Here is a 13,040-nt window from a genome sequence, read left to right as displayed (position 1 = left end):
TTTTAGCCTCTTTTCCATCTTGTGCCTTGAGGCGTATCTTCTAAAATAATATTCATCTCTTTTAACTGATCACGAATTTGGTCAGATAACTGGAAATTCCGATCTTTTCTAGCCTGGATTCGTTGTTCAATTAATGCTTCTATTTCTTCGTCAAGCAGTTGATCCGCTTCAAGCGTTAAACCTAAGATTCCAAATAACACTTCAAACTCTCTCATAAATGCATCGATTACAACAATAGATGTATTTTTTTCTATAAGATACATGTTAGCCAACTTAGATAGGTCGAATAACTTAGTGATCCCATTTGCTGTATTAAAATCATCATCCATATCACGAACAAACTCATCATGTAAGGTGGTAACTTTTGTCAACCACTCTTGATCATTATCCGTTAAGTTGGTACTTGCATCCCGTCGATGTTTTAAGTTTTGGTACGAAGTTTTCAATCGTTCAAGTCCTGCTTTTGTATTTTCTAACAATTCATCAGTATAGTTAATAGGATTGCGATAATGGACTGCTAACATGAAGAAGCGTAGTACCTGCGGATCATGTTTTTTGATAATATCGTGAACGAGAACAAAGTTTCCTAGTGATTTTGACATTTTTTCATTATCAATATTAATGTACCCGTTATGCATCCAATAGCGCGCAAATGTTTTTTCTGTTAGCGCTTCTGATTGGGCAATTTCATTCTCATGATGAGGGAAAGCCAGATCCTGTCCTCCTGCATGAATGTCAATGGTATCACCTAAATACTTCTTCGCCATGGCAGAGCACTCAATATGCCAACCCGGTCTTCCTTTCCCCCATGGGCTTTCCCAGAAGATTTCACCCGGCTTTGCTGCCTTCCAAAGGACAAAGTCTAAGGAATCTTGTTTCTTTTCACCGATGGCAATTCTCGTTCCTAGTCGCAGTTCATCAATTGATTGGTGAGACAGTTTACCATACTCCTTAAATTTGCGAGTGTGATAGTATACATCTCCCTCGGACTCATAGGCATATCCCTTTTCAATCAATGTAGAAATAAAATCTAAAATAATATCCATACTTTCTGTAACTCGAGGATGCACATCTGCTCTTTTGCATCCAAGTGCTGTAACATCTTCAAAGTACGCTTTAATAAAACGATCAGCAATCGTTGGGACATCTTCACCCAGCTCATTTGCTACGCGAATAAGCTTATCATCCACATCGGTGAAATTGGAGATATATTGAACCTCATAGCCCCTGTACTCTAAGTATCTTCTTACTGTATCAAACACAATAGGTGGTCTAGCGTTTCCTATATGGATATAGTTATAAACTGTAGGTCCGCAAACATACATCTTTACTTTACCTTCTTCAAGAGGTATGAACGGCTCTTTTGAACGAGTCAATGTATTATATATTTGAATGCTCACGCTCGTAACTCCTTTCCTTCTCTACCTGTTCTAGTTGTCTTCTTAAATGGTTAATTTCGGATTCTAATGCTTTAAAACGATCACCAGTTGGATCTGGTAGATCACAGTGATTTAAATCTTTCTCTACTTTCTTTCCATCCCTTATTACCACTTTCCCAGGAATACCAACTACTGTCGAATTCGGAGGGACATCCTTTAGTACAACAGAACCTGCGCCTATCTTAGAATTTTCACCAACCGTGATTGACCCTAATACTTTCGCACCCGTTGCAATAAGAGCATTGTCCTTTATCGTTGGATGTCGCTTTCCTTTCTCTTTTCCAGTTCCTCCGAGTGTAACTCCCTGAAACACCGTCACATTGTCACCAATTTCACATGTTTCACCAATGACAACCCCCATGCCATGATCGATAAAAAAACGTCTTCCGATGGTTGCACCTGGGTGAATTTCTATCCCTGTGAAGAAGCGACTTACCTGCGAAATGACCCTTGCCATAAAATAAAATTTTCTCTTATATAGAGCATGTGCCATTCGATGAGCCCAGATGGAATGCAAACCTGAATATGTTAAGATAACCTCCAAATACGTCCTTGCCGCTGGATCTTGTTCAAAAACTACTTCAACATCTTCCCTTAGCATTTTAAACATTATCGTTCCCCCTAAACGTAAATGCTGCTTTTTTATAAAAATAAAAACGCCCCTGTCAAAAATGACAGAGACGCTTTGTTGCGCGGTTCCACTCTGTTTAAGTAACCTAAGTTACTTCAACTCAACTCTTGTAACGGAAGAAATCCGCCTCATTCTACTAAGGGAATGACCCCGTTTCGAATCAGGACTCAGAGGGGCACTTCAAAAAACAAGGGACTTAAACCACTTTCAGCCGATGATGGTTCTCTCTAAAAAGCATTGCTTTTTTACTTTTCCTCTTCAACATTTTCTAAATTATATAATTATCTTTACTATATTACATTTTTTCCAATCTGTTAACCAATAATGCTCACAATTCGCTGTAATATTTTTTCTTTTCCGATTAGCGCAATGGCTTTCGGTAGATCGGGACCATGTGTTTGACCAGTAGCAGCCACACGAACCGGCATAAAGAGCTTCTTACCCTTTTGCCCCGTTGCTTTTTGAACACTCTTCAACGTTGCTTGAACATCCTCTGGCTGGAGACTTGGAAGCTTTTCAATCTCATTCGCAAAAGTAGATAATACTTCCTTCACGCCTTCCTCCTGAAGAACCGCCTTTGCTTCTTCCTCTAGCTCCAGCTCTTCCTTGAAGAATAACTCAGATAGCTCGACAATTTCAGCCCCATAGCTCAACTGCTCTTGATAAAGTGCTACGAGGTTTTTCGTCCATTCTATTTCCTCTGGAGTCATTGCCTCACTAATAAGACCCGCCTTTTGAAGATGTGGCAGAGCAAGCTCATACACGACATCAACCTCTTGCTTCTTCATGTATTGGTTATTCATCCACGTAAGCTTTTGCTTATCAAATAGAGCCGGAGATTTCGAAAGTCGATTCGCTTCAAAAATAGAAATCAACTCTTCCTTCGAGAAAATCTCTTCTTCTCCAGATGGTGACCAGCCGAGTAAAGTAATAAAATTAAATAATGCTTCAGGAAGATATCCTAATTCCTCATACTGTTCAATGAACTGAATAATGGACTCATCTCGTTTGCTCAGCTTCTTTCGGCTTTCATTCACGATCAATGTCATATGTCCAAACACCGGTGTTTCCCAACCTAATGCTTCGTAGATCATCATTTGCTTTGGTGTATTTGAGATATGATCATCACCACGCAACACATGTGTGATTTCCATTAAGTGATCATCAACGGCTACAGCAAAATTATATGTTGGTGTTCCGTCCTTTTTTACAATAACAAAATCTCCGCCGATTCCATCTGCCTCAAAAGAAACGTCCCCTTTAACCATATCGTTAAAGCTGAAAACCTTTCCTTCAGGAACTAGAAAGCGAACACTTGGCTGTCTGCCTTCTTTTTCTAAACCTTCACGCTGCTCACTCGTTAGATGACGACATTTGCCTGAATAGCCACCCATCTCACCCTTCTCCGCTTGCTCATTACGTTCTGCTTCTAATTCTTCTTCTGTACAATAGCATTTATAAGCTTTGCCCTCTTCTAGAAGTTGCTTATAATACACTTCATATAAGTCGTTACGTTCTGATTGTCGATATGGACCATATGATCCACCGACATCAACGCTCTCATCCCAATCGATCCCTAACCATTTTAAGTATTTTAGCTGACTCTCTTCCCCACCAGCAATATTACGCTTCTTATCAGTGTCTTCAATTCGGATAATAAACTTTCCACCTTGATGACGCGCAAACAAGTAGTTAAATAGCGCAGTACGAGCGTTTCCAATATGTAAATGCCCCGTTGGACTTGGTGCATAACGAACACGTACAGTGTTAGACATTCTTTTTCCTCCTAAGAGTTCAATCTATTTTTGACATTTATTTTATCATTGTGAAAAGACAATTCCTAGAGCTCTTTCTTTTTTAAGAGCACCACTGCTTGAGAGGCAATTCCTTCTCCTCTTCCGGTAAACCCAAGCTTTTCTGTCGTTGTTGCTTTCACATTTACTTGATCGGGTGTAGCTTTCAATAATTCAGCGATTCGGTTCTTCATTTGCTCAATATATGGTGCCATCTTAGGTTTTTGTGCAATAATGGTGCAATCTGCATTCACAAGCTCATACCCTCGATTCTCAACTAATGACCATACATGTTCAAGAAGTTTCGCTGAATCGGCATCCTTAAACTCTGGGTCCGTATCCGGGAAGTGTCTTCCAATATCTCCTTCACCAATCGCCCCTAAAACTGCATCTGTCACTGTGTGAAGAAGGACATCTGCATCAGAATGCCCTAACAATCCTTTTTCATAAGGAATCGTTATACCTCCTAATATCAAAGGTCTACCTTCTGTGAGCTGATGAACGTCAAATCCTTGTCCAATTCTAAACATCGTTATTAAAGTCCCCTCTTTTGGTAGTCACGTTGCTTAATGATTGCCTCTGCAAAATACAAATCTTCTGGTGTCGTCAGTTTGATATTATCGTAGTCGCCCTCAACAATTTTTACAGGTATATGTAGTCGTTCTACTAAACTGGCTTCATCCGTCCCTAAAAAATTCTGTACCAACGCTAGGTTATGAGCTTCTTCTAGCAACGACACGCGAAAAGCTTGTGGGGTTTGAATGGCCCACAAGCTTGAACGCTCAATCGTCTCAACTACTTCAAAATTATTTACCTTCTTAATCGTATCCTTAACAGGCACCGCTACTACAGCCGCTCCATCCTTTTCAGCTACCGATACTAATTCATGGATCACTCTTTTTTCAATAAATGGCCTAGCTGCATCATGTACGAGTACAATTCCCTCTTTCTTTGCTGCCTGCAACCCATTGTATACACTATGCTGTCTTTCGTTCCCACCAGCAACAAGAGAGGTAACCTTTTTAATTCGATACTTTTTTAAGAGACTGGAAAAATGATCTTCATCTCCGGCTGAAATAGCTAAAATAATTCCCTTACATGCGTCATCTAATTCAAATACTCTCAGAGTATGAATTAATATAGGAATATCCTTTAGCTGAAGCAACACCTTATTTTTGCCTGCCCGCATTCTTTTCCCTTGTCCTGCTGCAGGGATAATAACTTGGTAAGACATAAGATATCCCCTAACTATTTCTATAATGCTTTTTCTAGTAACTTCGGTTTAGCAAAAATCATTCGACCAGCTGATGTCTGTAATACACTTGTTACCAATACATCAAGCTGCTTACCAATATAATCTCTACCATCTTCCACCACAATCATCGTGCCATCATCGAGATAAGCAATCCCTTGATTATGCTCCTTGCCATCTTTAATGACTTGAACATTCATTTCTTCTCCAGGTAATACCACTGGCTTAACAGCATTTGCCAAGTCATTAATGTTTAATACGGCGACCTTTTGAAGTTCACACACTTTATTAAGATTAAAGTCATTAGTTACAACTACCCCACTTGTTAACTTAGCAAGCTTAACAAGTTTTGAATCTACCTCTTGTACATCCTCAAAATCGCCTTCATATATTTCAACATTCATCGCTAGCTCTTTTTGAATTCGATTTAAAATATCAAGACCTCTTCTACCACGGTTTCGCTTTAATACATCTGAGGAATCAGCAATATGCTGCAATTCTTCAAGGACAAATTGTGGAATGACAATCGTTCCATCTAAGAAACCTGTTTGACAGATATCAGCAATACGTCCATCAATAATAACACTTGTATCTAATATTTTTAATTCATTTTTAGCATTAGTAGGCTCAGCCTCTATTTCTTCGTCACTAGACTTCTTTTTCGATTTTGTAAAAAGGGTTAATAACTCGTCTCTCTTTTTAAAACCAACCTGGAAACCTAAATAACCAAATAGAAGTGTCAATAGTACGGGAGCAACCGTATTTAAAATAGGTACTTCAATACCCGTTAAAGCATAACCAACTAAAAAGGCAATGATTAATCCAAACACTAATCCTACGCTACCAAAAATAATATCTGTTATAGGTACTTTCACAAGGGATTCTTCTACCCATTTCACGAAATTGACGACATACTCGACCGCCCAAAAAGTAATAAGATAAAAAATAATAGCACCTAAAATAGCGGTAACATAATGATTATTTATCAGAGGAATGTCGTCTAATGAGATAAGAGTTAATAAATCAGAGATTAAAAAGATCCCTAAAGTACCACCTGTAATTAAGAAACAGGCTTGAACAATACGCTTTAACATTCCTTCACCTCCTTTTATACATTATAAACAAATTCTATAAATTGAAACGTAATATTACATAGAAAATTATTGTTTGTCATTATCCTGTAATCTCTTTGTTATTTCAGTATAATTGCGGGTGATTTCTAATGATTATTATTACTAAGGGTAGCACCTAGCAAATATTGGTGTCAATTTTTTACCCTTTATCTTTCACTTATTCAAATGTCGCTTTTAGTGCATCCGCTACAGTAGATACTCCAATCAACTGAATCCCTTTTGGGGCTGACCATCCACCTATGTTATTGGCAGGAATAATGACTCGTTCAAACCCTAACTTAGCTGCTTCTTGAACACGCTGCTCTATTCTAGATACCCTTCTTATCTCCCCTGTCAAACCTACTTCACCTATAATACAATCGGTTGGTCTGGTTGGCTTATCACGGAAACTTGAAGCAATGCTAATTGCTACCGCTAAATCAATTGCTGGTTCATCCAACTTCACTCCACCAGCAACCTTTAAGTAGGCATCCTGATTTTGAAGCAACAACCCAACTCGTTTCTCCAACACAGCCATTAGCAGTGAAACTCTGTTATGATCAATTCCTGTAGCCATTCTCCTAGGATTTCCAAAACTAGTTGGTGAAATAAGTGCTTGTATCTCTACTAAAACCGGTCGTGTACCTTCCATCGAAGCAACTACTGTCGATCCTGCCGCCCCTTGTGATCGCTCCTCAAGGAATATTTCAGATGGATTATGAACCTCTTCTAATCCAAATTCCTTCATTTCAAAAATTCCCATTTCATTTGTGGAACCAAAACGATTTTTCACCGCTCTGACAATCCGATACGTATGGTGACGCTCTCCTTCAAAATAGAGCACGGTATCGACCATATGTTCGAGAAGTCTAGGACCCGCAATCGAGCCTTCCTTTGTCACATGACCTACGATGAAAATGGCAATCCCCTTTGTCTTCCCTATCCTCATAAGCTCAGCTGTACACTCTCTTACTTGAGAAACACTTCCTGGTGCAGAGGTTACTTGAGGGTGGAATATGGTTTGGATAGAATCCACAATGACAAAACTCGGGTTTTCCTTTTCAATTGTTCGACTGATCTCTTCTAGGTCCGTTTCAGAATAGACGAGTAAGTTTTCTGATGTGACTCCTAGGCGATCGGCCCTTAGCTTCGTTTGTCTCATGGACTCTTCCCCTGATATATAAAGAACGGAATGTTGCTTTTTTGCCAGTTGAGAAGAAACCTGTAGAAGCAGAGTGGACTTCCCAATTCCAGGATCACCGCCTATTAACACAAGGGAGCCCTTAACGATTCCGCCACCTAACACACGATTTAACTCAACCAAGTCCGTTTGTATACGGGGCTCTGTCATCGTTTCAATAGAGGTAATTGGTGTTGCTTTAGACATGGTTGTTGAACCTACGGAATGAGCAAAGGTTGCACGGTGATTGGATACCTTCTTTTCTATCTCTTCCACCATCGTATTCCATTGTCCACACCCAGGGCATTTCCCCATCCATTTGGGAGATTCATAGCCGCAATCATTACACATAAATTTTGTTTTTACTTTTGCCAAACGTATATCCCCCTTTACACCTTCCTTGCCATACTCTCTTATTATAAGACATGTTATAAATCCATTGCAGTGATAAGTATTTCCCAAAAGAAAATAGAAGGCACACGTAATCTCTTACGTGTGCTCCTATTTTTATGATTATTTATGAATAGGTTCTCCTGCCCTAACAGCAAAATCACCATCCACATAATCAATGACAACCTTTTGTCCTGTCAGTACCGTACCTCTTAATAACTCTTCTGATAGACGGTCTTCAATATGCTTCTGAATCGCTCTTCTTAAAGGTCGAGCACCGTATTCAGGGTCGTATCCTTCTTCAGAAATTTTCTCTTTTGCAGCATCGGTTAGCTCTAATGTAATATCCTGTTCATTTAATCTCTTAATTAGCTGATCAGACATTAAAGTTACGATCTGTTTCAAGTGCTTCTTCTCTAATGAATGGAAAACAATAATCTCATCGATACGGTTTAGGAACTCTGGACGGAATGCCTTTTTCAGCTCTTCCATTACCTTGCCCTTCATATCTTTAAAGTCCTGCTCTCCATCTTGAATGTTAAATCCAACATACTTATTACGCTTTAACGCTTCTGCTCCAACGTTAGATGTCATAATTACAACTGTATTTCGGAAGTCAACACTTCTTCCTTTTGAGTCCGTTAAACGTCCATCTTCAAGTACTTGAAGCAAAATATTAAATACATCTGGATGAGCTTTTTCAATTTCATCTAATAAAATAACAGAGTAAGGCTTTCTTCTTACCTTTTCTGTCAATTGTCCACCTTCATCGTATCCTACATAACCTGGAGGAGAACCTACTAGTCTGGAAGTCGAATGTTTTTCCATATACTCTGACATATCAACGCGAATCATTGCGTCCTCATCGCCAAACATCGCTTCTGCTAATGCACGTGCAAGCTCGGTTTTACCAACACCTGTTGGACCAAGGAAAATAAACGAGCCGATAGGGCGCTTTGGATCTTTCAAACCAGCACGAGCACGACGGACAGCCTTTGAAATAGCCTTTACAGCTTCCTCTTGACCGATTAAACGAGAATGAAGAATTTCTTCAAGCTTTAATAACTTATCTGTTTCTGTTTGTGCCAGTCGTGAAACAGGAATTCCCGTCCAACTTGCCACAACCGTAGCAATATCATCGACCGTAACCTCTGAGTTCTCTTTCCCTTGCTTCTCTTTCCAGGTTTTCTTTGTCTCCTCAAGTTGTTCACGAAGTCTTTGCTCTGAATCTCGTAAAGATGCAGCCTTTTCAAATTCTTGACTTTGAACTGCAGCATCCTTTTCCTTGCGAACTTCTTCAAGCTTGGCTTCAAGCTCCTTTAAGTTTGGAGGAGTCGTGTAAGAACGCAATCTTACTTTTGATCCTGCTTCATCAATTAAATCAATGGCCTTATCAGGAAGGAAGCGATCCGAAATATAACGGTCTGACAATTTTACAGCTGCCTCAATCGCTTCATCCGTAATGGACACTCTATGATGTGCTTCGTAACGATCTCTCAATCCTTTTAAAATTTGTACAGATTCATCCGCTGTTGGTTCATCTACCATGATTGGCTGGAAACGTCTTTCTAAAGCGGCATCCTTTTCAATATATTTACGGTACTCATCGAGGGTTGTTGCCCCAATACATTGAAGTTCTCCACGAGCTAATGAAGGCTTTAAGATATTTGAAGCATCAATCGCACCTTCTGCTCCACCAGCACCGATAAGTGTATGCAACTCATCGATGAATAAAATGATATTTCCTGCCTGACGGATCTCATCCATTACTTTCTTTAAACGGTCCTCAAACTCACCTCGATACTTTGTACCCGCTACAACCGTACCCATATCAAGCGTCATAACACGCTTATCTCTTAATGTTTCAGGAACCTCATTATTTACAATTTGTTGAGCCAAACCTTCAGCAATAGCCGTTTTCCCTACTCCAGGCTCCCCAATTAACACTGGGTTATTTTTCGTACGTCGGCTTAATACCTCGATCACACGTTGAATTTCTTTGCTTCTACCAATAACAGGATCAAGACTTCCTTCTCTAGCAATAGCTGTTAAGTCACGTGCTAAGCTATCTAAGGTAGGTGTATTCGCACTAGCTGCCGTACCCCCTTGGTGATTGCTTGACTCACTGCTACCTAACAGTTGAAGCACTTGCTGTCTTGCTTTGTTTAAGCTTACGCCTAAATTGTTTAATACCCTCGCTGCTACCCCTTCACCTTCACGAATAAGACCAAGCAATATATGCTCTGTTCCTACATATGAATGGCCAAGCTTTCTTGCTTCATCCATGGAAAGTTCAATCACCTTTTTTGCTCGTGGTGTATAGTGAATGGTCTGAGAAGCATCTTGCCCCCTACCAATCAGATTTTCTACTTCTTTTTGTATTTTCTCTGATCCTAATCCTAAAGCATATAATGCTTTTGCTGCGATACCTTCGCCTTCTCTTACCAATCCAAGTAAAATATGCTCTGTTCCAATATTGTTATGACCTAAACGAATAGCTTCTTCCTGTGCTAGTGCAAGTACCTTTTGAGCTCTCTCTGTAAAACGTCCAAACATCATATGAACATCCTCCTCTAAGGTTAATTTTCCATTTTTATTCTTTCCCTTATTAAAGAGGCGCGACGAATATCACGCTCGTTGGGTCTTAGTGGTCCTCCCGCATATTGCTGGAGAAATCCTGGCTGTGTTAATATCATTAATTCATTCAATATATTTTTTGATATGTTTTCAATATAGCCCATATCAATCCCTAATCTTACATCAGACAAACAGCTGGCTGCTTCCTTTGTTTCAATGATTCTACTATGTGTTAGAACACCTAGGGAGCGAAAAACTCTATCTTCTAATTGTATGTTAGAAGTCTTTGCTAATGCCCCACGTGCTGACCTTTCCTGGGCAATTAGTTGGGTGACAACTCCCTTTAAGTCTTCAACAATATCCTCTTCAGATTTACCTAACGTGATCTGATTGGATATTTGAAAGATGTTGCCTAACGCCTCACTACCCTCTCCATATATGCCTCTGACGACGAGGCCCAGTTGATTGATGGCTGGAATAATACGATTCATTTGTTGCGTTAATGTCAAACCTGGTAGATGCATCATTACAGAAGCGCGCATCCCTGTTCCCACATTTGTCGGACAGCTCGTTAAGTATCCTACCTGTTCATCAAATGCATAATTGATATGCTCTTCTAATTCATCATCAATTCGATCAGCCAGAGTCAACGCCTCGCTTACCTGGAATCCAGGGTATAAGCATTGAATTCGAATATGGTCTTCTTCATTAACCATAATGCAAACTTCTTCATTTTCTGATAAAAGACAGGCACCTAAAGTAGAGTTTTCAACTAGATGAGGACTGATTAAATGCTTCTCCATTAATACTCGTTTTTGTATTGGCTGAAGTTCTTCCATTCTTAGAAGTTCTAATGGACTTAAGTTAGGAATGGAATGATTTAATAATGCCTTCTCCATTGTCTGAATAACCTCTTGTGCTTCTTCATTAGAGAAGAGGGTTGGGAACTTATACTCATTTATATTCCGCGCGAGCCGAATTCGAGAACTTAGAACAATGTCTGAATCAGGCCCTTCTGCACTCATCCATGAGCTTATGGCTTGATTAATAAATTTTTCAAGAGACATGTACTATTCCTCTCCTTCACTTTCACTGCGTAACAGCTTTTCAATTTCTCTTATTTCGTCCCTTACAATGGCTGCTTGTTCAAACTCTTCATTTTCTATTGCAGACTTCAAATCAACCTTTAGTTCTTCCATTTTCTTTTTGTAGTGAATGTTGCCACCTATACGCTTAGGTATCTTTCCGTTATGTGTGGAGTTTCCACTATGGAGCCGTCGTAGTATCGGTTGAAGTTGATCCTTAAACGTCTCATAGCACTGTGCACATCCAAACCGCCCGACTTGACTGAATTGCTTATATGTCATCGAACAGCTTTCACATTGCAATACTTGTTGTTGCTCATAAAGTGAAGCTTTTTGTTGAGCAAGCTGATATTTATGATCGAAGTTTAATAGTCCAGCCAATAGATTATTAATGGAAAAACCAGAAGTATTAGTGACTACAAAGTGCTCTCCTTTTTCTTGGGCACACACCTCACATAAGTGGAACTCAGTTTTCTTACCATTGTTAATCTTTGTAAAATGAAGTGTAGCTGGCCTTTCATTACACTCCTGACAAATCATGTTACTCACCTCAATAAATGGCTTTACTTTTTTCTAAAGGCGTAAGATCTTATTATTTATATTTCAATGTTGTTAACATAGCCTTTAGCATTCTCGAACGAAGTTCATCACGATATGGTAAGTCAATATACAGGACGGAGCGATCAATGACACTGAGCATAATTTTTGCTTCTCTCGTTGAGATCACATCTTCCTCAACGAGCCTAAAAATCACATGCTCTGCACTACTTTGTGACACTCTAGAAGAGATCACAGTTAGCAGCTGGTCAATAAGGTGAGCGTTATCGTGTGATTGAACTTTCATGATTCGAATATATCCACCACCACCTCGTTTACTTTCTACAACATACCCTTTTTCAATGGTAAATCGTGTGTTAATTACGTAGTTGATTTGTGATGGTACACACTGAAACTTATCGGCTATTTCACTACGCTTAATTTCAACGAGTTCTCTTTCACTCATATCGAGTACTTCCTTTAAGTACTGCTCAATGATATCGGAGATGTTCCTCACCATATCCCCCCTCTCTGACTTTGACTATATTTGACATTAATTATACATGATGAACGTAGTTTCATGCAATGAACAACACCTTATAAATTTTTCCCCAAATTTCGTGCTCTCAAACTAGGAAGGAATTCATAATTATATTTCTTTATTACTTTTTGAGATGATAGAACCTTTTTATTTTCATTTAAAGATAAGATCTTACGGTTAATTAGAAAAATACACAACAAAAAAAGCACCCAATCAGGTGCTTCTTTCTTTGCCTAGCGACGTCCTACTCTCACAGAGGGAAACCCTCAACTACCATCGGCGCTGAAAAGCTTAACTTCCGTGTTCGGTATGGGAACGGGTGTGACCTTTTCGCTATCGCCACTAGACCAGTATTCAATTGAAGAAAATCATTCCTTCAAAACTAGATAATGAATGAAGAAGAAAGAAATACGTTTCATCGTTGTCCAGCTACAGCGCCTAGCCGCTCGAGGTCATAAGCCAAATCCCTCCAGAAGGCAGGCCTTCTTGCGTGATTCGTCTTA

Annotated in this window: 11 protein-coding genes, 1 rRNA gene and 1 other annotated feature; all 12 genes read right to left on the bottom strand. The window is 39.4% G+C overall.

Annotation, left to right across the window (positions count from 1 at the left end):
* Positions 1 to 2 precede the first annotated feature (2 nt).
* Positions 3 to 1,400 carry a cysteine--tRNA ligase gene (cysS, locus tag ACFFHF_RS17400; protein WP_340901777.1) on the bottom strand — a complete coding sequence of 466 codons (1,398 nt, stop codon included), beginning with the start codon at positions 1,398 to 1,400 and terminating at the stop codon, positions 3 to 5.
* Positions 1,381 to 2,049 carry a serine O-acetyltransferase gene (gene cysE, locus ACFFHF_RS17395; RefSeq protein WP_160547978.1) on the bottom strand — a complete coding sequence of 223 codons (669 nt, stop codon included), beginning with the start codon at positions 2,047 to 2,049 and terminating at the stop codon, positions 1,381 to 1,383. Before cysE ends, cysS begins: the two co-directional genes overlap by 20 nt.
* Before the next feature lie 63 nt (positions 2,050 to 2,112).
* Positions 2,113 to 2,341 (bottom strand) — a binding site (T-box leader).
* A 43-nt stretch (positions 2,342 to 2,384) separates the two neighbouring features.
* Complete coding sequence (gene gltX, locus ACFFHF_RS17390; protein WP_160547979.1) at positions 2,385 to 3,845, bottom strand: glutamate--tRNA ligase; 1,461 nt, start codon at positions 3,843 to 3,845, stop codon at positions 2,385 to 2,387.
* A 65-nt stretch (positions 3,846 to 3,910) separates the two neighbouring features.
* Positions 3,911 to 4,393, bottom strand: coding sequence for a 2-C-methyl-D-erythritol 2,4-cyclodiphosphate synthase (ispF, locus tag ACFFHF_RS17385; protein WP_160547980.1), 483 nt, complete (start codon positions 4,391 to 4,393; stop codon positions 3,911 to 3,913).
* Between the two features lie 5 nt (positions 4,394 to 4,398).
* Positions 4,399 to 5,097, bottom strand: coding sequence for a 2-C-methyl-D-erythritol 4-phosphate cytidylyltransferase (ispD, locus tag ACFFHF_RS17380; protein ID WP_160547981.1), 699 nt, complete (start codon positions 5,095 to 5,097; stop codon positions 4,399 to 4,401).
* Between the two features lie 20 nt (positions 5,098 to 5,117).
* On the bottom strand, positions 5,118 to 6,209 hold the full coding sequence (locus ACFFHF_RS17375; RefSeq protein ID WP_160547982.1) for a PIN domain-containing protein: 1,092 nt from the start codon (positions 6,207 to 6,209) through the stop codon (positions 5,118 to 5,120).
* A 196-nt stretch (positions 6,210 to 6,405) separates the two neighbouring features.
* On the bottom strand, positions 6,406 to 7,782 hold the full coding sequence (radA, locus tag ACFFHF_RS17370) for a DNA repair protein RadA (RefSeq protein ID WP_160547983.1): 1,377 nt from the start codon (positions 7,780 to 7,782) through the stop codon (positions 6,406 to 6,408).
* Positions 7,783 to 7,920: 138 nt separating this feature from the next.
* Positions 7,921 to 10,356, bottom strand: a complete 2,436-nt coding sequence (gene clpC / locus ACFFHF_RS17365) for an ATP-dependent protease ATP-binding subunit ClpC (protein ID WP_160547984.1) — start codon at positions 10,354 to 10,356, stop codon at positions 7,921 to 7,923.
* 20 nt (positions 10,357 to 10,376) lie between these two features.
* Positions 10,377 to 11,441 (bottom strand): protein-arginine kinase McsB, encoded by a 1,065-nt coding sequence (mcsB, locus tag ACFFHF_RS17360; RefSeq protein ID WP_160547985.1) that lies wholly within the window; start codon positions 11,439 to 11,441, stop codon positions 10,377 to 10,379.
* A gap of 3 nt (positions 11,442 to 11,444) precedes the next feature.
* Positions 11,445 to 11,999: a protein-arginine kinase activator protein McsA gene (gene mcsA, locus ACFFHF_RS17355; RefSeq protein WP_377058710.1), complete on the bottom strand. Its 555-nt coding sequence runs from the start codon at positions 11,997 to 11,999 to the stop codon at positions 11,445 to 11,447.
* A gap of 52 nt (positions 12,000 to 12,051) precedes the next feature.
* Positions 12,052 to 12,513, bottom strand: coding sequence for a CtsR family transcriptional regulator (locus ACFFHF_RS17350; RefSeq protein ID WP_066058665.1), 462 nt, complete (start codon positions 12,511 to 12,513; stop codon positions 12,052 to 12,054).
* Between the two features lie 255 nt (positions 12,514 to 12,768).
* Positions 12,769 to 12,884 (bottom strand): 5S ribosomal RNA (rrf, locus tag ACFFHF_RS17345).
* Positions 12,885 to 13,040 lie beyond the last annotated feature (156 nt).

Source organism: Robertmurraya beringensis (assembly GCF_042433785.1).
Classification (GTDB): domain Bacteria; phylum Bacillota; class Bacilli; order Bacillales; family Cytobacillaceae; genus Robertmurraya_A; species Robertmurraya_A beringensis.
Note: the sequence above shows the minus strand (reverse complement) of the source record. Positions and strands in the feature narration are given on the sequence as shown.